At 41.8% G+C, this 21,664-nt stretch carries 19 protein-coding genes, 1 rRNA gene and 1 riboswitch; of the genes, 19 read left to right on the top strand and 1 reads right to left on the bottom strand.

The features are described from left to right. Positions 1–231 precede the first annotated feature (231 nt). The 14 genes from rrf to purD all read left to right on the top strand — a co-directional run bounded on the left by rrf (position 232) and on the right by purD (position 14,213). Positions 232–348, top strand: a 5S ribosomal RNA gene (rrf, locus tag JOC76_RS17685). Between the two features lie 592 nt (positions 349–940). Further along, entirely contained in the window at positions 941–1,138 is a 198-nt protein-coding gene (locus JOC76_RS17690; protein WP_205179699.1) for an NETI motif-containing protein, read from the top strand. Between the two features lie 89 nt (positions 1,139–1,227). Beyond that, positions 1,228–1,329: riboswitch (purine riboswitch) on the top strand. A gap of 123 nt (positions 1,330–1,452) precedes the next feature. Further along, a complete protein-coding gene (purE, locus tag JOC76_RS17695) occupies positions 1,453–1,941 on the top strand; it encodes a 5-(carboxyamino)imidazole ribonucleotide mutase (protein WP_205179700.1) in 489 nt (162 codons plus the stop codon). After that, positions 1,928–3,082, top strand: a complete 1,155-nt coding sequence (gene purK, locus JOC76_RS17700; RefSeq protein WP_372441973.1) for a 5-(carboxyamino)imidazole ribonucleotide synthase — start codon at positions 1,928–1,930, stop codon at positions 3,080–3,082. Before purE ends, purK begins: the two co-directional genes overlap by 14 nt. A 4-nt stretch (positions 3,083–3,086) precedes the next feature. Next, a complete protein-coding gene (gene purB, locus JOC76_RS17705) occupies positions 3,087–4,385 on the top strand; it encodes an adenylosuccinate lyase (protein ID WP_205179702.1) in 1,299 nt (432 codons plus the stop codon). 79 nt (positions 4,386–4,464) lie between these two features. Beyond that, on the top strand, positions 4,465–5,178 hold the full coding sequence (gene purC, locus JOC76_RS17710; protein ID WP_239557798.1) for a phosphoribosylaminoimidazolesuccinocarboxamide synthase: 714 nt from the start codon (positions 4,465–4,467) through the stop codon (positions 5,176–5,178). After that, a complete protein-coding gene (gene purS, locus JOC76_RS17715) occupies positions 5,171–5,425 on the top strand; it encodes a phosphoribosylformylglycinamidine synthase subunit PurS (protein ID WP_205179711.1) in 255 nt (84 codons plus the stop codon). Before purC ends, purS begins: the two co-directional genes overlap by 8 nt. Then, positions 5,422–6,105 (top strand): phosphoribosylformylglycinamidine synthase subunit PurQ, encoded by a 684-nt coding sequence (gene purQ / locus JOC76_RS17720; protein ID WP_205179713.1) that lies wholly within the window; start codon positions 5,422–5,424, stop codon positions 6,103–6,105. Before purS ends, purQ begins: the two co-directional genes overlap by 4 nt. Then, positions 6,089–8,305: a phosphoribosylformylglycinamidine synthase subunit PurL gene (gene purL / locus JOC76_RS17725; RefSeq protein ID WP_205179715.1), complete on the top strand. Its 2,217-nt coding sequence runs from the start codon at positions 6,089–6,091 to the stop codon at positions 8,303–8,305. Before purQ ends, purL begins: the two co-directional genes overlap by 17 nt. Beyond that, on the top strand, positions 8,290–9,693 hold the full coding sequence (gene purF, locus JOC76_RS17730; protein WP_205179718.1) for an amidophosphoribosyltransferase: 1,404 nt from the start codon (positions 8,290–8,292) through the stop codon (positions 9,691–9,693). The genes purL and purF overlap by 16 nt, the downstream gene beginning before the upstream one ends. 14 nt (positions 9,694–9,707) lie before the next feature. Beyond that, complete coding sequence (purM, locus tag JOC76_RS17735) at positions 9,708–10,742, top strand: phosphoribosylformylglycinamidine cyclo-ligase (RefSeq protein WP_205179722.1); 1,035 nt, start codon at positions 9,708–9,710, stop codon at positions 10,740–10,742. Continuing rightward, on the top strand, positions 10,739–11,341 hold the full coding sequence (gene purN, locus JOC76_RS17740; protein WP_205179723.1) for a phosphoribosylglycinamide formyltransferase: 603 nt from the start codon (positions 10,739–10,741) through the stop codon (positions 11,339–11,341). The genes purM and purN overlap by 4 nt, the downstream gene beginning before the upstream one ends. Next, positions 11,316–12,854 (top strand): bifunctional phosphoribosylaminoimidazolecarboxamide formyltransferase/IMP cyclohydrolase, encoded by a 1,539-nt coding sequence (purH, locus tag JOC76_RS17745; protein WP_205179724.1) that lies wholly within the window; start codon positions 11,316–11,318, stop codon positions 12,852–12,854. The genes purN and purH overlap by 26 nt, the downstream gene beginning before the upstream one ends. 87 nt (positions 12,855–12,941) lie before the next feature. Beyond that, the gene (gene purD, locus JOC76_RS17750) at positions 12,942–14,213 is read left to right on the top strand and encodes a phosphoribosylamine--glycine ligase (RefSeq protein ID WP_205179725.1); all 1,272 of its coding nucleotides are present in this window, start codon (positions 12,942–12,944) and stop codon (positions 14,211–14,213) included. A gap of 574 nt (positions 14,214–14,787) precedes the next feature. On the opposite strand, the gene JOC76_RS17755 is transcribed toward purD, so the two are convergent. Then, positions 14,788–15,081, bottom strand: coding sequence for a YgaP family membrane protein (locus JOC76_RS17755; protein WP_205179727.1), 294 nt, complete (start codon positions 15,079–15,081; stop codon positions 14,788–14,790). Between the two features lie 160 nt (positions 15,082–15,241). Between JOC76_RS17755 and JOC76_RS17760 the strand changes: the two genes are divergently transcribed. The 5 genes from JOC76_RS17760 to pcrA all read left to right on the top strand — a co-directional run bounded on the left by JOC76_RS17760 (position 15,242) and on the right by pcrA (position 21,658). Next, complete coding sequence (locus tag JOC76_RS17760; protein ID WP_205179728.1) at positions 15,242–16,987, top strand: adenine deaminase C-terminal domain-containing protein; 1,746 nt, start codon at positions 15,242–15,244, stop codon at positions 16,985–16,987. Positions 16,988–17,062: 75 nt separating this feature from the next. Then, complete coding sequence (locus JOC76_RS17765; RefSeq protein WP_205179729.1) at positions 17,063–18,118, top strand: DUF3048 domain-containing protein; 1,056 nt, start codon at positions 17,063–17,065, stop codon at positions 18,116–18,118. 27 nt (positions 18,119–18,145) lie between these two features. Beyond that, positions 18,146–18,457: a YerC/YecD family TrpR-related protein gene (locus JOC76_RS17770; RefSeq protein WP_205179730.1), complete on the top strand. Its 312-nt coding sequence runs from the start codon at positions 18,146–18,148 to the stop codon at positions 18,455–18,457. Positions 18,458–18,613: 156 nt separating this feature from the next. Further along, positions 18,614–19,297 (top strand): heptaprenylglyceryl phosphate synthase, encoded by a 684-nt coding sequence (pcrB, locus tag JOC76_RS17775; RefSeq protein ID WP_205179731.1) that lies wholly within the window; start codon positions 18,614–18,616, stop codon positions 19,295–19,297. Between the two features lie 72 nt (positions 19,298–19,369). Beyond that, entirely contained in the window at positions 19,370–21,658 is a 2,289-nt protein-coding gene (gene pcrA / locus JOC76_RS17780; RefSeq protein WP_205179734.1) for a DNA helicase PcrA, read from the top strand. Positions 21,659–21,664: the final 6 nt, after the last annotated feature.

The raw sequence follows: 21,664 nt of genomic DNA on the forward strand, positions 1-21,664 counted from the left end.
GACTGATACTAATCGATCGAGGACTTAACCAAAACGAAAAGCGGAGGCGACTGTTCTGCCTCGAAATGCGCTGGAGCTTCTGGCGGAAAAGTCGAGAGACTTTGACAGAAGAAGTGAAGCGACTCGAGAGGCAAGGAGCCGGAGCTGGACATGTAAGTGATTGAACTCGTTTTTACCCAATTTCTTCTATATTATCTAGTTTTGAGAGAACGAACTCTCTAGTTTCATAAGTCTGGTAATAATGGCGAGAAGGTCACACCCGTTCCCATACCGAACACGGAAGTTAAGCTTCTCAGCGCCGATGGTAGTTGGGGCATGCGCCCCTGTGAGAGTAGGACGTTGCCAGGCACGAAAATGAAAAAGACAACCACTGGTTGTCTTTTTGTTTTATCTTTGTATTGAATTTAGACTGTTTCAAGATATTTTGTTGTTCTCAACCTCAGTTTCCTCTTTAGAAGTAATCCGTTCAGGTATAAAATTACATCTTATCCAGCAATTTTCGAAACTTTATCAGCGAATTTTTGTTTTTATCAGCGAATTTCCATAATTTATCGACGCTTTTTTTAAAATTTATCAGCGATTTCTAAAAACACAACTTCAAAAAAGCTTAAGCTCCCAAGAAAAGCAGCAGCCCAAGACTACCAGAAAGCTCTAATTAATATTTTCTTTTTTTTCTGCTATTTCTGAAATTTAAAAAGGAATTGCAGGATTGAGATTAAGCACGTATAATTTTTTATTAATTTAAAGAACTTATCCCATTATCACTCAAGATCCACTGAAAGTGGTTATCCGTATTGGCACTTACCTTAAAGTGACTATTGATTTTAGAAGAATGGAATAATAATCGCGAACAAATAAAACAGTAGTTATTTTTTTAGCAAAGAAATCCTCCTCGTCATTGATGTATCAAAATAACGAGTATAGAAAGAGGTATTAAGCTATGAGCCAAAAGAAGCAGCAATTTGAGGTACAGGAAAATGAAAGTATTGAGGAATGCCTGAATAGGATAAAAGAGCAGGGATATGCTCCCATCCGTCGCACAGAAAAGCCCATTTTTCAAGAGGTAAAAAAAGCCGGTGAAACTATTTATGAACCAATAGGTCGCCAAATTGTCTTTGAGGCAAGGTTATTGGAGTAAAACACGAACATTATAGTAACATTTAAAAATAATGTTCGACAAATTTGTTGACAGCCTAAGGTGATGGTTGGTAAGATAAAGCTATCGGATTAAACAACAATTTTTACCCTCGTATATCCATGGGAATATGGCCCATAAGTTTCTACCCAATAACCGTAAATTATTGGACTATGAGGGAAAGTCAATATGTTCGGAAAACGGGGACAGTCCCTGTTTTACTATGAATTTATCCTACCCGAACAAATGGCTTTCTCTTCAACCAGAGAAGCTATTTGTTACGGGTATTTTATTTGCCTTAAAAAGGGGGATTAAAGATGACCGCAGTTGTTGGTGTCATCATGGGAAGTAAATCAGATTGGGAAACAATGAAGCATGCATGTGATGTTCTAGATCAGTTAGAGGTTGCTTATGAAAAAAAGGTCGTTTCCGCACATCGTACACCAGATTTAATGTTCACATATGCAGAAGAAGCCAGAAACAGAGAGCTAAAGGTCATTATCGCTGGCGCTGGCGGTGCGGCACATCTTCCAGGAATGGTTGCAGCTAAGACTACCTTGCCTGTCATTGGTGTTCCAGTTCAAACTCAAGCGTTAAAAGGAATGGATTCCCTGCTGTCTATCGTTCAAATGCCGGGGGGTGTTCCGGTTGCCACAGTAGCGATTGGAAAAGCAGGTGCAGTGAATGCTGGATTATTAGCCGCACAAATTATTGCAACCAATGACCAAGCGCTTGCAGATAGATTAGACGCAAGACGGGAAGCCACTAAACAAGAGGTATTGGAAAGTAGTGATCAACTTGGATAAGCAGACCCTATTACCTGGTTCAACGATTGGAATCATCGGCGGAGGTCAGTTAGGGAGAATGATGGCACTAGCAGCCAAAGCTCAGGGCTATAGAATCGCCGTGTTAGAACCGACGTCTGACTCTCCATGTGGACAAGTTGCAGATGTTGAAGTCATTGGCGCTTACGATGACCGCGAGGCGATCAGCCGCTTGGCAGAAGTCAGTGATGTGATTACGTACGAATTTGAAAATATAGATGCAGATACGTTAAGCTGGATTTGTGATCAAGCCTATGTGCCGCAGGGACCAAAGCTTCTCACGATCACACAGGATCGGGTTAAGGAGAAGGCAGCCATCCAACAAGCGGGTGTGGAGGTTGCGCCATACGCAGTGATTACCACCTATCAGGATTTATTTTTAAAAATAACGGAGATTGGATACCCAGCGGTGTTAAAAACTGCAAGAGGCGGTTATGATGGAAAGGGTCAGCTCGTGATTAGACAAGAGCAGGACTTAGAGAAAGCAGAGCCGCTTTTAACACACGGCGTGTGTGTGTTAGAGAAATGGATTCCTTTTGAAAAAGAAATCTCGGTGATTGTGACGCGGAGGCTTGATGGGGAAACAGCGATTTTTCCAGTAGCTGAAAACATTCATAAGGAAAATATCTTGCACAAGACCATTGTTCCGGCACGAATTTCAAAGGCTACAGAGGTAGAGGCAATTCAAAAAGCCAAGCAGATTGCTGATTCACTTGAGTTAGTTGGAACATTGGCTGTCGAGATGTTTGTTAATCAGGATGGCACGATTTTTATTAATGAATTGGCACCACGACCGCATAATTCCGGGCACTATACGATTGAGGCTTGCGAGACCTCGCAGTTCGAGCAGCATGTCCGGGCTATCTGCGGATGGCCGTTAGGAAGTACGGAGTTGTTAAAACCTGCAGTAATGGTCAACCTATTAGGAGAACACCTAGAAAACCTGTATGAAGAGATTCCAGAGTTGAATGGCTGGAAAGTTCATTTATACGGTAAAGAAGAACCTAAAGTCAAACGCAAAATGGGCCATGTGACGATTCTTCGAGAAAATGTTGAGATGGCTCTGCAAGAAATCGATGAAAGCAGCATCTGGGAATCTGCTAAAGAAAAGATCGGGGGATAAATGAATGATTGATCGTTATACAAGACCTGAAATGGGAGCTATTTGGACGGAGGAAAACCGTTTTAATGCTTGGCTTGAGGTAGAGATTCTTGCTTGTGAAGCATGGGCAGAGTTAGGTGAAATTCCGAAAGAAGATGTAAAAAAATTACGTGAGAATGCCTCTTTCAATATTGACAGAATCAAAGAAATTGAAGAGGAGACAAGACATGATGTAGTTGCCTTTACCCGCGCGGTTTCGGAAACATTGGGTGAAGAACGGAAATGGGTTCATTATGGCTTAACGTCAACAGACGTGGTGGATACGGCTTTATCTTATCTCTTAAAGCAGGCTAACACGATTCTTTTGAAAGACATTGAAAACTTCATTGAGATTTTAAAAAATAAAGCGATTGAACATAAGTTTACGGTTATGATGGGCCGGACACATGGTGTGCATGCTGAACCAACCACTTTTGGTTTGAAGCTAGCTTTATGGTATGAAGAAATGAAGCGTAACCTTGAGAGATTTAAGCAAGCGGCTGCTGGCGTGGAGTTTGGCAAAATCTCCGGTGCGGTCGGAACCTATGCAAACATTAATCCATTTGTAGAGCAATATGTTTGTGAAAAATTAGGAACTAGCCCAGCGCCAATCTCAACACAAACCTTACAGCGTGACCGTCACGCGCACTATATGTCTACGCTTGCGTTGGTTGCGACTTCGATTGAAAAGTTTGCGGTTGAAGTTCGTGGTCTGCAAAAGAGTGAGACACGTGAAGTTGAGGAGTTCTTTGCAAAGGGTCAAAAGGGATCTTCCGCAATGCCACATAAACGAAATCCAATTGGTTCAGAGAACATGACAGGATTGGCTCGTGTGATTCGCGGCTATATGATGACTGCTTATGAAAATGTGCCGCTATGGCATGAGCGTGATATTTCGCATTCATCTGCAGAGCGGATTATCCTTCCGGATGCAACAATTGCATTGAACTATATGTTAAACCGCTTTGGTAACATTGTGAAAAATTTAACGGTGTTCCCAGAGAATATGAAGCGTAACATGGACCGTACTTTAGGCTTGATTTACTCGCAGCGTGTCTTACTAGCTTTGATTGATAAGGGCTTATCACGTGAAGAGGCTTATGATACCGTACAGCCTAAAGCGATGGAGGCATGGGAAAAGCAAGTTCCATTCCGCAGCTTAATTGAAGAAGAGAATAAGATTACTGCATTACTTTCAGCAGAAGAGATTGCGGATTGTTTTGATTACAACTATCATCTCCAGCATGTTGATACCATTTTTGATCGATTAGGGTTAAATGGATAAATAAATCATGAGGAAGGGCGAGGTCTGCCCTTCTCATGTCAGAAAAGTTCCCAATATTACGAATAGAGGTGCAATTAGGATGAGCGAAATGCTTTACGAGGGCAAAGCAAAACGGATTTTCTCAACGGACGATGAACAAATTGTGCGAGTTCAATACAAAGATTCAGCAACAGCTTTCAACGGTCAAAAGAAGGCGGATATTTCAGGTAAAGGCCGTTTGAATAACGAGATTACTAGTTTGTTATTTATTAAGCTAAAAGAACAGGGCATTGATTCCCACTTTATCAAGAGACTTTCAGAAACCGAGCAGTTAGTGAAGAAAGTGACGATTATACCTCTTGAGGTTGTTGCTCGTAATGTTGCTGCAGGATCGCTTTCTAAACGTTTAGGAATCGAAGAAGGAAAGCAGCTTTCAACACCAATCGTTGAATTTTATCTTAAAAATGATGACTTGGGCGACCCGCTCGTAACCGTTGATCACATCCTTGAATTAAAAGCAGCAACGGTCAAGGAACTAGAAATCCTAAAGAGTAAAGCACTACAAATCAATACAATTTTATCAAGCTTTTTCAATGAGCTAGGGATTCGCTTAATCGACTTTAAGCTTGAGTTCGGCAAAGACAGTGACGGGCAAATTTTACTTGCCGATGAAATATCTCCGGATACCTGCAGACTGTGGGATAAAGAAACCAATGAAAAGCTCGATAAGGATGTATTCCGCCGGGATTTAGGAAGTTTAACAGAAGCCTATGAAACTATTTTAGCGAAATTGGGAGGACATCAGCATGTATAAAGTAAAGGTGTATGTAACATTAAGAGAAAGTGTACTAGATCCACAAGGGAAAGCCGTGAATCATTCTTTACATTCTTTAAACTATAAGCAAGTAACAGATGTCCGAATCGGAAAATTCATGGAGTTAACGATTGAAAAATCAGACCGTGATATTAATGAAGTCGTTAATGAAATCTGTACGAACCTATTAGCCAATCCGGTTATTGAAGATTACCGTTACGAAGTAGAGGAGTGTGTGACACAGTGAAGTTTGCGGTGATCGTATTCCCAGGATCGAATTGTGACGTTGATATGTTTCATGCCGTTAAGGATGAACTTGGCGAAGAAGTCGAATATGTTTGGCATGATGCCGATAATCTAGACGAGTTTGACGCCATCTTGCTACCTGGAGGTTTCTCTTTTGGTGACTACCTGCGTACAGGCGCGATTGCCCGTTTTAGTCCCGTGATGAAAGAGGTAGTCAAAGCAGCGGAGGCTGGGAAGCCAGTCCTTGGTGTTTGTAATGGATTTCAGATTCTTCTTGAAGCAGGATTGCTTCCGGGTGGAATGAGACGGAACGAAAGCCTATCGTTCATTTGTAAACCAGTTGAGTTAAAGGTGGAAAACAATCAGACGATGTTTACAAATGCCTATGGTGAAGGGGAAAGCATTATGATCCCTGTCGCACATGGAGAAGGAAATTATTATTGTGACGAAGAAACACTTGCGAAACTGAAAGCAAACAACCAAATTGCTTTTACCTATAATCAAAATCCGAACGGAAGTCTTGCGGATATTGCAGGAATCACGAATGAAAAAGGCAATGTCCTAGGCATGATGCCGCATCCAGAAAGAGCGGTTGATGAATTATTGGGCGGCGCCGATGGTTTAAAAATGTTTCAATCGATTGTAAAAGCTTGGAGGGAAGCACATGTTGTCAACGCTTGAACCAAATCCTACTCAGATTAAAGCAGAAAAAATATATCAGCAAATGGGTTTGTCCGACGAAGAATTTGCACTGGTTGAAAACATTCTTGGGCGCACACCTAACTATACCGAAACAGGTCTTTTCTCGGTTATGTGGTCAGAACATTGCAGTTACAAAAACTCAAAGCCTGTCTTGAAAAAGTTCCCTGTTACAGGTGAACGCGTTCTTCAAGGTCCTGGTGAAGGCGCTGGTATTGTCGACATCGGTGACGGGCAGGCAGTTGTTTTTAAAATCGAAAGCCATAACCACCCATCAGCGATTGAACCATATCAAGGTGCAGCAACAGGTGTTGGCGGGATTATCCGCGATGTCTTCTCAATGGGCGCTCGTCCAATTGCAATGTTGAACTCACTTCGTTTTGGTGAACTAGATTCGGCACGCGTACGTTACTTATTCAAAGAAGTAGTTGCCGGGATTGCTGGTTATGGAAATTGTATCGGTATTCCAACAGTTGGCGGCGAAATTGGCTTTGATCCATGCTATGAAGGAAACCCACTCGTGAACGCCATGTGTGTAGGGTTAATCGATCATAAGGATATCAAAAAAGGCCAAGCGCATGGTGAAGGCAATACGGTTATGTATGTAGGGGCAAAAACAGGCCGTGACGGAATTCATGGTGCAACATTTGCTTCAGAAGAATTAACAGAACAATCAAGTGAAGACCGTCCAGCCGTTCAAGTTGGCGATCCATTCATGGAGAAACTACTTTTAGAAGCATGCTTAGAATTGATTCACTCTGATGCCCTAGTTGGTATTCAAGATATGGGTGCAGCTGGATTGATCAGTTCATCAGCTGAGATGGCTAGTAAAGCTGGAATGGGACTTGAGATGAATTTGGACTTGGTTCCACAGCGTGAAACAGGCATGACCGCTTACGAAATGATGTTGTCTGAATCTCAAGAACGTATGCTGATTGTTGTTAAAAAGGGCAGAGAACAAGAAATCGTTGAGCTTTTTGAAAAGTACGGCTTAGAAGCGGTAGGAATCGGAAAGGTTACGAGCGATAAACAGGTTCGCCTTTTCCATAAAGGAGAAATCGTGGCGGATGTTCCAGCCGATGCACTTGCTGAAGACGCACCAGTTTACCACAAGCCATCTCAAGAACCAAGCTATTTCGCTGAGTTCCAGGCGATGGAAAATGAAGTTCCTCAAGTTGACGATTTGAAAGAAACATTAGTCAGTCTTTTAAGCCAGCCAACAGTAGCTAGCAAAGAATGGGTTTACGAGCAATATGACTATATGGTACGTACAAATACAGTTGTTGCACCAGGCTCTGATGCAGCAGTGGTAAGGATTCGCGGTACACGTAAAGCATTAGCAATGACTACGGATTGTAATGCACGCTATGTCTATTTAGATCCTGAAGTAGGCGGAAAAATTGCCGTAGCAGAAGCAGCCCGTAATATTGTCTGTTCTGGTGCAGAGCCTTTAGCCATTACAGATAACTTAAACTTTGGGAATCCAGAAAAGCCAGAAGTATTTTGGCAAATTGAAAAAGCAGCTGATGGCATGAGTGAAGCCTGCCGCGTGTTAGAGACACCGGTTATTGGCGGAAACGTGTCTTTATATAACGAAACAAGCGGTACAGCAATTTATCCAACACCAGTAGTTGGAATGGTTGGTTTAGTAACCGATCTAGATCATATCACCACACAGCACTTTAAAGAGAATGGTGACCTTATTTATCTAGTAGGGGAAACGAAGGATGAATTTGGCGGCAGTGAGCTGCAGAAACTTCTGAACGGACGTGTATTTGGTAAAGCTCCTGAACTAGATGTAACGGTCGAAAAAGAAAGACAAAATCAAGTGCTTGCAGCTATTCGTGCAGGTTTAGTGCAATCTGCTCATGACTTGTCTGAAGGCGGTCTAGGTGTAGCATTAGCAGAAAGTCTTTTCGCAAATGAAAAGCTTGGTGCAGAAGTAACCATTGGAGGAAATTCAGTCTCTGCCTTATTTAGTGAGACTCAATCTCGTTTCCTATTAACAGTAAAACCAGAACATAAGAATGAGTTTGAAAGCTTAGTAAACGCAGTACAGATTGGTACTGTAACGGAAACTTCAACATTAGAAATCAAAAATGATGATGCATCAGTGCTTGAAGCTTCAGTAGCAGAACTGAAAGCTGCTTGGAAAGGAGCTATCCCATGCTGCCTGAAATAAAGGGATTAAATGAAGAGTGCGGTATCTTTGGTGTCTGGGGACACCAAGATGCAGCACAGTTAACCTATTACGGACTTCATAGCCTTCAGCATCGCGGTCAGGAAGGAACAGGTATTGTTGTTTCCGATGGGAAAAAGCTTAGAGGTGTTAAAGGTGAAGGCCTTGTATCCGAAATTTTTACAGCAGATGCAATGAAAGATTTAAATGGAAGTGCAGCAATCGGTCACGTCCGTTATGCAACAGCAGGTGGAGGGGGCTACGAAAATGTTCAGCCGCTATTGTTCCACTCACAAACAGGCAGCCTTGCACTTGCTCATAATGGGAATCTCGTTAATGCCAATTCTTTAAAGCACCAGCTTGAAGCGCAAGGTAGTATTTTTCAAACAAGTTCAGATACTGAGGTACTTGCTCATCTAATTAGAAGAAGCGGTTTTCCTAACCTGAATGATCAAGTGAAAAATGCTCTTTCAATGTTAAAAGGGGCCTATGCCTACCTAATTATGACCGAAAATGAGCTAATGGTCGCTCTTGATCCCCACGGTTTACGACCGTTATCACTTGGCTGTCTCGGCGATGCTTATGTAGTGGCTTCGGAAACTTGTGCATTTGATGTCGTAGGAGCGGTTTATATCCGTGATATTATGCCTGGCGAGTTGTTGATTATTAATGACAAAGGCATAACCTCTGAACGCTTTGCCTTAAGCACAACAAAAGCCATTTGTACAATGGAGTATATTTATTTTTCAAGACCAGATAGTAATATTCAGGGGATTAATGTTCATACTGCACGTAAGAATATGGGAAAACAATTAGCAATGGAAGCACTGCTTGATGCCGATGTCGTAACTGGAGTTCCAGATTCAAGTATCTCAGCTGCGATTGGTTATGCAGAAGCTGCTGGTATTCCGTATGAAATGGGTTTAATTAAAAATAGATATGTGGGCAGGACGTTTATCCAGCCTTCCCAAACACTACGCGAGCAAGGGGTAAAGATGAAGCTATCAGCTGTCCGCGGCGTTGTTGAAGGGAAACGTGTGGTCATGGTGGATGATTCGATTGTACGCGGAACGACTAGCAGACGAATTGTAAACCTGTTGAAAGAAGCAGGGGCTAAAGAAGTTCATGTTGTGATTAGTTCACCGCCGATCAAAAATCCATGTTTTTATGGAATTGATACTTCGACAAAAGAGGAATTGATTGCCTCTGATAAAAGTGTGGAACAAATTAGAGAACTAATTGGTGCTGATTCATTAACTTTTATTAGTATCGACGGAATGATGAAAGCACTCGGTCAAGAAGGAACAAGCGGTTATTGCCTTGGTTGCTTCACCGGGAATTATCCAACAGAAATTTATCCGGATACACTACAATACTATTATCAAAAATAAGGTGGGGGAGACTCTTGGCTAAAGCGTATAAAGAGGCTGGCGTAAACATTGAAGCGGGCTATGAGGCTGTTTCACGAATGAAAAAACATGTTCAAAGAACGGCCCGGGCCGGTGTAATTGGCGGATTGGGTGGATTTGGCGGCATGTTTGACCTATCATCACTGCAACTAAAGGAGCCGGTATTGGTGTCAGGCACCGATGGAGTTGGCACGAAGCTGATGATTGCATTTTGGATGGATAAACATGATACGATTGGTATTGATGCAGTGGCAATGTGCGTAAACGATATTGTTGTTCAAGGAGCAGAGCCATTGTTCTTTTTAGACTATATTGCTTGCGGTAACCAAGAGCCAGAAAAGATTGAGGCAATCGTAAAAGGAATTGCAGACGGCTGCGAGCAGGCAGGATGTGCATTAATCGGCGGCGAAACAGCTGAAATGCCGGGATTATACAGCCAAAATGAATACGATCTTGCTGGATTTACGGTCGGAGCTTGTGAAAAATCGCAGTTAATTACAGGTGAAACGATTAAAGCTGGTGATGTCCTAATCGGTTTAGCATCAAGCGGTATTCACAGTAACGGTTATTCCTTAGTAAGAAAAGTATTTAACAATTGGTCGCTTCTTGACTTCGTGGATGAACTCGGCTGTTCTTTAGGAGAAGAGTTATTAAAGCCTACGAAAATCTATGTCAAACCGATTCTGTCCGCATTAAAAAAATTCCAGTTAAAAGGAATGGCTCATATTACCGGGGGCGGCTTCATCGAAAACATTCCTCGGATGCTGCCTGAGGGACTTGGCGCAAAAATAGAAGAAAAAAGCTGGCCAATTCCACCAGTGTTTCAATTGATTTCTTCTCATGGACAAATTGATTATGCCGAAATGTATAATATTTTTAACATGGGAATTGGAATGGTCGTTGCTGTGGATCGTGAAATCGCTGCTGACGTGCTGGAGCATTTTGAACAATGCGGTGAAAAAGCCTTTGAAATTGGTGTGGTAACAGACCAGGACGGAATTGAAATCAAAGGACAAGGTGGACGGCTATGAAAAAGATAGCAGTATTTGCATCAGGGAACGGCAGTAATTTTCAAGCTATCATTGATGTCGTTCAGTCAGGCGAGTTGTCGGCGGACATTTCCCTGTTAGTCTGCGACAAACCTGATGCCTATGCGGTTGAGAGAGCCAATACCGCCAAAATTCCAAGTTTTGTTTTTCAGGCAAAAGAATATGGAAGCAAAGAAGCGTTTGAGCAAGCTATTTTAGCAGAATTAAAGCGATTTGATGTAGATTTCATCGTTCTTGCCGGATACATGCGGTTAATCGGTCCAACCTTGCTTAGTGCCTATCAAGGACGTATCGTTAATATACATCCATCGCTTCTTCCTGCTTTTCCAGGCAAAGATGCGATCGGTCAGGCCCTCGCTGCCAAAGCGGATTGGAGCGGGGTCACGATCCATTATGTGGATGAAGGAATGGATACAGGTCCCATTATCATTCAAGAACGTGTAAGATTAGATGAAAACGAAACAAGAGACAGCCTGCAAAGTAAAATTCAGAAGATCGAACACAAACTATATCCAGAAATACTTCAAATGCTATTCACACAAGGAGATGTAATCAATGTCACAAAAGCGCGCGCTAATTAGTGTATCTGATAAAAATGGAATTACTGATTTTGCGAGAGAACTAGTCAGCCTCGGATTTGAACTGATCTCAACCGGCGGTACCAAAAAGGCCCTTCAAGAGCAGGGAATCCCTGTAATGAGTGTTAGTGATGTAACAGGTTTTCCAGAAATTTTAGAAGGCCGTGTAAAAACGTTAAATCCGTTTATTCATGGCGGATTACTTTCTAAGCATGATAATCCTGACCATTTAAAACAGCTGGAAGAGCATGGAATTCAGCCTATTCAATTAGTTTGCGTTAATCTTTATCCTTTCCAGCAAACTATTGCAAAACCAGATGTTACGGTTGCAGATGCGATTGAAAATATTGATATCGGCGGTCCATCTATGCTTCGCGCTTCAGCTAAAAACCATCAATATTTAACAGTGGTTGTGGATCCTGCTGATTATGGGACTGTCCTTGAAGAGCTAAAAGCACAAGGTACCACCACTTTTGAAACAAGAAGAAAGCTGGCGGCTAAAGTTTTCCGTCATACGGCTGCATATGATGCCTTGATTGCTGAATACATGACAAACCTTGCTCAAGAAGAAACACCAGAAACCTTAACGGTTACTTATGATCTTAAGCAGTCGCTTCGTTACGGAGAAAATCCGCATCAACAAGCTGCTTTCTATCGTAAGCCGTTAGGTTCTACTTTCTCGATTGCGAATGCGGTTCAGCTGCATGGGAAAGAACTATCTTATAACAATATCAATGATGCGGATGCTGCTCTGCAAATTGTTAAAGAATTTACCGAACCAGCAGCTGTAGCAGTTAAGCATATGAATCCATGTGGTGTTGGTACAGGTGAAAACGTGTTTGAAGCATTCACAAAAGCTTTTGAAGCAGACCCTGTTTCCATTTTCGGCGGTATTATTGCCTTGAACCGTGAAGTAGATGCCGATACAGCAGCAAAGCTTCATGAAATTTTCTTAGAAATTATCATTGCGCCGTCTTACTCAGAGGAAGCGTTAGCGACTCTAACTGCTAAAAAGAATCTACGTCTTTTAACGATTCCGTTTAATGATGCGAAGAAGCCTGAGTTAAAAATGACGACAATTGAAGGCGGATTGCTTGTTCAAGAACAAGACCGTTTTACGTTAGAAGATGCGACAATTACGGTTCCAACGAAGAGACAACCTACGGAAGAAGAGTGGGCAGCTCTAAAACTTGGCTGGAAAGTCGTTAAACATGTAAAATCCAATGCGATCGTGGTTTCAAGTAAAGACATGACACTTGGTGTTGGTGCAGGCCAAATGAACCGCGTGGGTTCAGCAGAAATTGCTCTTAAGCAAGCGGGTAAAAAAGCAGAAGGTGCTGCCCTTGCCTCTGATGCCTTCTTCCCAATGGATGATACCGTTGAAGCAGCGGCTAAAGCAGGAATTACCGCAATTATTCAGCCTGGCGGCTCTATTCGTGATGCTGATTCGATTAAAAAAGCAGACGAGTACGGAATTGCCATGGTGTTTACTGGCGTTAGACACTTTAAACATTAAGCTTTGTTGAATGTAACTTTGTTGATTGGAGCGAAAATCAACATTTAAGTTAAACACACAGTCAAACATTAAAATGAGGTGTAATGGATGAATGTACTAATCATTGGCCGCGGCGGACGCGAGCATGCGATCTGCCGAAAGGTCAGCGAAAGCACATTGGTTGAAAAAGTATTTGTCGCTCCAGGAAACGCTGGAATGGTAGATGTAGCTGAACGTATTGCCATTGACGAATCAAAGCATGATGAGCTTATTGCTTTTGCAAAAGAGCAAAATGTTGGTTTAACGATTATCGGACCTGAAGTTCCTTTACTTGAAGGACTATCTGATCAATTTGAAGCAGCTGGATTAGCTGTGTTTGGACCAAGGAAAGCAGCAGCTGAGATTGAAGGCAGCAAGTCGTTTGCGAAAGATCTAATGGAAAAATATCAGATTCCTACTTCTGATTATGCTGTTTTTACTTCCGTTGAAGAGGCTCGTAACTATATTCTCGAAAAAGGCGCCCCGATTGTTATTAAGGCAGATGGGCTTGCTGCAGGGAAAGGTGTTACGGTTGCGATGACGTTAGAGGAAGCTCTTGCAAGTGTGGAAGAGATGCTTGTTGGTGCCAAATTTGGAGATGCTTCTTCCAGTGTCGTAATTGAAGAGTTTTTAAGCGGTGAGGAATTTTCACTTATGGCGTTTGTCAATGGTGAAGTGGTAATTCCGCTTGAAATCGCTCAGGATCATAAGCGCGCATTTGATGGGGACCAAGGTCCGAATACGGGTGGAATGGGTGCATACTCTCCAGTACCGCAAATTGGTGATGACACCGTGGCGACAGCTGTTGAGACGGTTCTACTCCCAGCCGCAAGCGCAATGGTTCAAGAGGGACGGAGTTTCTGTGGAATTTTATATGCTGGGTTGATGAAAACAGCTGAGGGACCAAAGGTCATTGAGTTTAATGCTCGTTTCGGTGACCCTGAAACCCAGGTTATTTTACCAAGACTAAAATCCGATTTGGTTCAAGTCATTTTAGATCTATTGAATGGTGAGCGCCCAGAACTTGAGTGGGATTCGCAGGCAATGGTCGGTGTAGTTGTGGCGGCCAAAGGGTATCCTGAGGTTTATGAAAAGGGTGCTGTCCTTAAGGGATTATCAGATATTTCAGATGCTGTCTACACGTTTCATGCCGGTACGGTTCAGAATGAAGCTGGTGAGTTCTTGACGGATGGCGGCCGCGTGCTTCTTGTTGGCGGGAAGGCTGAGACGCTTGCTGACGCACAGACGAAAGTGTATGTGGAGTTAGAGAAGTTGGACTGTGATGGCGTTTTTTATCGTAAGGATATCGGAGCAAAAGCGATAGTTCCGGTAGTTGGTTAAGCAGGTCATTTGAATTTGATGAGCTCGATTTATTCGTCCGCATGAGATATTTCATGCGGACGTTTAAAGTTGAAAAACAGGGTTTAATGTCCGCATGAGGGTTATGAGGACAGGGAGCGTGGAGTTCCTGGGTCTATTGCCCGCATGAAGAGCTCATGTGGTCTTTTTATAAAAATTGAAATATCTGTCCTCATAAAATTTCTCATTGACCAAGTTGATCAAACGGGAACTCTTTTGGTAAATAAAGAGTCATTTCATTTCCCCAAAAGGAAAAAGCGCAGCTCCATAGGTAAATGAGGAGGCGTTTCATTGCCCCAAAAGGAGAAAACGCAGCTCTACTGGTAAATGAAGAGCCATTTCATTGCCCCAAAAGCAGAGCACGCAGCTCCATCGGTAAATGAAGTGACGTTTCATTGACCCAAACAAAAAAATCACAGCCCCACCGGTAAATGAAGAAGCCTTTCATTGCCCCAAAAGGAAAAAACGCAGTTCCACCGGTAAATGAACCTCCCTAAACCCAAAAAGGAAAGAGCCCCAAGGTTACTAACACAACCCCAAGAGCTCTCCAAAAAAATCATGTTGGATTATATGGCACTTCCAAATCCGCTAAATCTTCCGTCTCATCCACTGACTGTGTCGCGTCTTGATGCTCCTTTACCATATCCGCCCACCGCTCACATAATGCTGTCATCGGACAGTAGCGGACAATACCCTCAGCAACCTTCATAGCCCCGCAAAAAGCAGCTAACAAATAAGAATCTCTCCAAGGACGCTTGACCATCTTTGAAGTGCTCCAAGCAACAATCGTTAATCCAAAAGTGATTCGAATTAATGCATTCAAAATCCCGATATTCGGTGTAATTTTCATACTTGTTCACTCCTTCACAAAAATTTTACAATTTTTATCAATACTTTACTGCAGTAAAAAATAAAATATGATAAGATAAGTCTAAAGAAAATTGTAAGGGCTTTCTTTATTGAAAAATCAACTAATTATTATAGATAATTATTAAAGGGAGGGGCATGGTATGCTAGAACAACGCTACCGTTGGAAAAACAAGCACTTACGCATGCATGTATCCGTTTTGGAAGGGAAAACATCTCCAACCATACTACTGAAAAATGCATTGTACTTAAATCAGACTTTTCGCAAATGGATGAGAGCCAACATTTGGATTTATGACGATCGAATTGTCTATGTAGGCGAAAATCTGCCTACATACATCGAAGGCTGTGAAATCGTCGATTGTACCAATGAAATACTCGTACCAGGTTACATCGAACCGCATGCACATCCATTTCAATTATATAATCCCCTCACATTGGCTGCCTATGCATCCCAATTTGGTACGACAACGTTAATAAATGATAATATGGCGCTCATTTTACACTTGAAAAAAAGGGAAGCGTTTTCATTATTGAGGGACCTTCGTTCAATCCCATCCACTATGTACTGGTGGTGCCGATTTGATTCGCAAACCGAATTAATGAATGAAGAAGAAATTTTTTCACATAGTAATGTAAAAGCATGGCTGGAACATGATGCCGTCCTGCAAGGGGGCGAATTAACAGGCTGGCCGAAATTGCTTGATGGCGATGATATGATGCTTCATTGGATTCAAGAGGCCAAACGGATGCGCAAGCAAATTGAAGGACATTTTCCTGGTGCATCAGAGAAAACATTAGCAAAAATGACGCTTTTAGGTGCTGATTGTGATCATGAAGCCATGACCGGTGAAGAAGTCTATAACAGGCTTATACAAGGGTATATGGTTTCATTGCGTTATTCTTCCATTCGCCCCGACTTGCCGCAAATCTTGGATGATTTAAAGCGATTAGGGATTGAGGCTTATGATAAGTTTATGTTTAATACAGACGGTTCTTCTTCGACTTTTTACGAGCAGGGAATGAACGATCAAATGATCCGGATTGCTATCGAAAAAGGTGTACCGATTGTGGATGCCTACAATATGGCAACCCTAAACATTGCCCGCTATTATAATATGGAACATCTCCATGGTTCCATTGCGACCGGTCGGATTGCGAATATTAATTTCTTGTCTAACATTGAAGACCCGTCCCCGGTTTCAGTTTTAGCCAAAGGAAAATGGGTAAAGCGGAATGGTAAGAAAGTGGACGATATGTATGGACCAATAAACTGGGATGACTACGGGTTCAAGCCAATGGAAATCAATTGGTCGTTTTCGGTTGATGACCTGCAATTTTCAATGCCATTTGGGATAAAAATGGAGAATTCGGTCATCGCTAAACCATACTCCATTTCAATCGATGCATCAGATGATCAACTGCCAAATGAGTCAGATGAGTGCTATTTTACATTGATTGACCGTCAGGGGAAATGGAGAATTAATACGTTGTTAAAGGGATTTGCAACCAACCTTTCCGCCCTTGCAAGTTCTTATTCCAACACCGGAGATATTATAATTATTGGAAAAAACAAGCATGATATGGTGAATGCCTTTAATAGAATGAAAGAATTAGGCGGAGGAATTGTCATGATGGAGGACGCTCAAATCGTTTGTGAGGTTCCACTAGACCTAAATGGGATTATGTCAGGACTTCCTATTGAAAAATTAATAGAGCAAGAGAAAGCTTTATTAAGAGAATTAAGGGAACGTGGCTATCAGTTTTCAGATCCAATCTATAGTCTTGCTTTTTTCTCTGCTACACATTTGCCATACATCCGTATTACACAGCGAGGAATGTATGATGTTATGAACAAAACAGTACTCTTTCCATCGATAATGCGTTAAACTGTTAGTAAGTAAAGGGTTAAAGTGTGAAAGTGTTTGGCGAAATGGATAAAATAAAATAGGGGTGTTCACTTAATGAAAAAATGGGCTGTTGCCGTGGCAGCTATTCTTTTGTTATTTACAGGTTGTTCCAATAACAAGGAAACCGTTAAAAAACCCGTTAACAATGAAAAGCCAGATACGAATCAAGCAAACAAACCAGATGACGTGGTAAAAGCTGACCCTTATTTTTATCCATTAACAGGTATTGCAACCGATACGAAACCAGACCAACGCGCCGTAGCCGTTATGGTAAATAATCATCCAAAAGCGAGACCACAATCAGGATTGAACAAGGCTGATATTGTCTATGAGATTCTTGCGGAGGGGAACATTACCCGCTTCCTGGCTGTTTTCCAAAGTGAGAAACCGACAAATATTGGACCTGTTAGGAGTGCAAGGGTTTATTATATTAACCTGGCCAAAGGGTTAAATGCACTCTACATTGCTCATGGTTATAGTCCAGAAGCAAAAAAATTGCTCGACAGCAACTATGTAGATAATTTAAACGGAATGGTTTATGATGGAACATTATTTAAACGATCCAGTGCTCGAAAACCGCCTCATAACTCGTATATTACTTATGCCAACATTTTAAAAGGTGCGGAGCTAAAAGGATATACAATGAAAGGCAGTCCGCCGGCCTTCACCTTTTATTCAGTGGAAGAAAGTAAAAGTTTAACTGGTCAGGAGGCTAAGTCGGTTAGCATCACTTATTCAAAGGATGGAACATTTAATTCTAAATTCCAGTATGACGAAACACTTGGTAAATATAAGCGCTACTCAGCTGGTGAACAGACTGTTGACTTGGAAACAGGTGATCCGATTTTAGTGGATAATGTTTTCATTATAGAGGCAGTACACAAAACCATTGATGCCTATGGCCTTCGGGATATTAACTTAGAATCAGGCGGCAAAGCTTATTTACTCCAAAAGGGGAAAGTGAACGAGGTAGAGTGGGCCAATAAGAATGGCCGGATTATCCCCGTGAAGAATGGAGAAGAAATACCACTCGTACAAGGGAAGACGTGGGTAAATGTCGTTCCAACCAACCCAGGAATCCACTCAAGTATTTCGTTTAATGTACAATAATTATTTTTAATTAAAGGGGTTAAAGAAATGCAAATTAATAAACTGCGTGGAAAAGAGCTTGATCAATTATTTCAAGCTGTTCTCACTTTAAAAGATCTTGAAGAATGTTATCGCTTCTTTGATGATTTATGCACAATCAATGAAATTCAATCGTTAGCACAGCGGTTGGATGTTGCTCGGATGCTTCGCGAAGGAAACACCTACCATAAAATTGAAACCGAAACAGGAGCAAGCACGGCGACAATCTCAAGGGTAAAACGCTGTTTGAACTTTGGGAATGATACGTATGAGATGGTCCTTGAGCGTATTAAGGAAGAGAATAAAGCTGAACAAGAATAATTCGAACCGGAGACAAACTCTTCGGTTTTTCTTTTTGTATGAGCTTCCAAAATAGTTGGATATAGTTTCTATTGAGAGATTTATGGTTTTCTTTTTTGATTACAAACAGCTAATGCTATAATGTTGTAATGGAAAGATGAATGGGGGATTCCATCGATGTATGATATTCGCGAGTGGAGGCATGTGTTTAAACTCGATCCTAATAAAGAAATAACCGATGATCAATTAGAAAAAATCTGTGAATCAGGTACGGATGCCGTGATTGTGGGCGGAACAGACGGAGTAACACTCGAAAATGTCCTCGATTTAATGGCGAGAATCCGCCGTTATACTGTACCATGTATTCTTGAGGTATCTAGTATAGAGACCGTAACACCGGGATTTGACCTTTATTTTGTCCCAACCATATTAAATAGTTGCGATCCAAAATGGATTACAGGGCTTCATCATCAGGCTGTAAAAGAATTTGGAGAAATCATCGACTGGGATGAATTCTTTATGGAAGGATATTGTATCCTAAACGAGGACTGTAAGGCGGCCAAGCTGACAAAAGCGGATGCTCGATTAACAAGAGAAGATGTAAAGGCGTACGCCATGATGGCTGAAAAAATGTTTCAACTGCCCATCTTTTATTTAGAATATAGCGGTAAATATGGTGAGCCGTCACTTGTGGCAGAAACGAAAAAGGTGCTAAAGAAAACAACGCTCTTCTATGGAGGCGGCATTTCGACATTTGAACAAGCAGCCGAAATGGCTCAGCATGCTGATGTGATTGTCGTTGGAAACGTGATTTATGAAGATTTTCAAACGGCCCTTGAAACTGTAAAAGCAGTTCAATAGAAATTTGCTTCAAAGCATTAAACAAGCTAAAATAAAAAATAAGAACAAATGTTTGTAATGGTGGTGGGATAAGTGCAATTTTTAACTGATAAGCTCCTAAACGGACTTAATCCGGAACAGCAAAATGCTGTTAAAGCAACGGACGGACCACTTCTTCTAATGGCAGGTGCCGGAAGTGGTAAGACAAGAGTATTAACGCATCGTATTGCGTATTTAATAGTGGAAAAACGTGTGAACCCATATAACATTCTGGCGATCACATTTACCAATAAGGCAGCAAGAGAAATGAAGGAACGTATCGGGAAAATGATGGGAGGGGCAGCAGAGGAAATTTGGATTTCTACTTTCCACTCGATGTGTGTAAGGATTTTGCGCCGCGACATCGATCGGTTGGGCTATAACCGGAATTTTACAATTCTAGATACAACTGACCAACAGTCGGTTATTAAATCGATTCTTAAAGACAAAAATCTGGATCCGAAAAAATATGACCCTCGTGCAATCCTAGGTTCAATCAGTTCGGCCAAAAATGAACTAATCGGTCCGGAAGAATATGAGAAGGCTGCCGGCGGGTATTTTGAACAAACGGTAAGTGAAGTTTATAAGGAATATCAAAAGCGGCTCAGAAAAAATCAGGCGCTCGATTTTGATGACCTAATTATGATGACGATTCAATTATTCCAGCGTGTGCCGGAAGTACTTGAATATTATCAACGCAAGTTCCAATATATTCACGTGGATGAGTACCAGGATACAAACCGAGCGCAATATATGCTGGTCAAAATGATGGCCAGCCGGTTTCAGAATCTTTGTGTTGTCGGTGACTCCGATCAATCAATCTACCGATGGCGCGGCGCCGATATTGCTAATATTTTATCCTTCGAAAAAGACTATCCGAATGCAACCGTTATTCTTCTCGAGCAAAACTACCGCTCCACTAAGCGTATTCTCCTTGCGGCAAATAAGGTGATTGAAAATAACCTAAACCGTAAAAAGAAAAATCTTTGGACGGAAAACCCGGAAGGAAATAAGCTTGTCTATTATCGCGCTGATAGTGAGCAAGGTGAAGCGCAGTTTGTGGCCGGAAAAATTAAAGAATTAACGCGCGATAAAAAATGTCCACTTTCCGACATTGCCATTCTTTATCGGACTAACGCACAGTCCCGTGTAATGGAGGAAGTGCTTTTAAAATCAAATATCGAATATTCCATTGTTGGCGGCATCAAGTTCTATGATAGAAAAGAAATTAAGGACATGCTTGCTTATTTACGTTTAATTGCGAACCCAGATGATGATATCAGCTTGCAGCGTGTGATCAATGTACCGAAACGAGGAATTGGTTCAAGTTCACTTGATAAAATTGCAAACTTTGCCGCTCAGCATGATATTTCCTTATATCAGGCGTTAGAATCAGTGGAATTGCTTGGCTTAAGCCCGAAAATTACGAAAGCAGCGGGTCAGTTCCGTGATTTAATTCGTAACTATACCAATATGCAGGAATTTTTATCTGTAACAGAATTAGTCGAAGAAATTCTGGATAAATCGGGATATCGAGAAATGCTAAAAGCGGAAAAATCCCTTGAAGCCCAAAGTCGTCTCGAAAACCTTGAGGAATTATTATCCGTTACGAAAAACTTTGAGAACTCCAGTGAAGATAAAACACTTGTAGCCTTTTTAACTGATTTGGCACTGGTAGCCGACATTGATTCATTAGATGATGATGGGGAAAAGGCTGATACGATTACTCTTATGACACTGCACTCTGCTAAAGGATTGGAATTTCCAGTCGTCTTTTTGATTGGCTTGGAAGAAGGGGTGTTCCCGCATAGCCGTTCCTTAATGGACGAAGCAGAAATGGAAGAAGAGCGCCGTCTTGCTTATGTAGGGATTACAAGGGCAGAGCAAAGTTTATTTATAACCAATGCGCAAATGAGAACCTTGTTTGGTAGAACTAATATGAATCCTGCCTCTAGATTTATTGCGGAAATTCCACAAGATCTAATTGAAGGCGTCGAACCAGAGCAGCAAACAAGCCGTCCATTTAATGCTGGTGAAAGATCATTTGGATCCTCTGGAAACTCGTTTGGTTCTTCAGGAACTTCGTTTGGCTCATCAAGGGGCACGTTTACGACACCAACAACACCACGAAAACCTGTTATGCGTCCTACTTCAGCGGCGGCATCTGGCGGAGATGAAACAGGCTGGAAGGTTGGCGATAAAGCCGAACACGGTAAATGGGGAATTGGAACGGTTGTTAGTGTAAAAGGACAGGGCGAGGGAACGGAATTAGATATTGCTTTTCCAAGCCCAGCTGGCATTAAAAGATTATTAGCGAAATTTGCGCCTATTAAAAAGGCATAAAGTTTG

Origin of the sequence: Neobacillus cucumis (genome assembly GCF_016908975.1) — a bacterium.
Classification (GTDB): Bacteria; Bacillota; Bacilli; order Bacillales; family Cytobacillaceae; genus Neobacillus; species Neobacillus cucumis.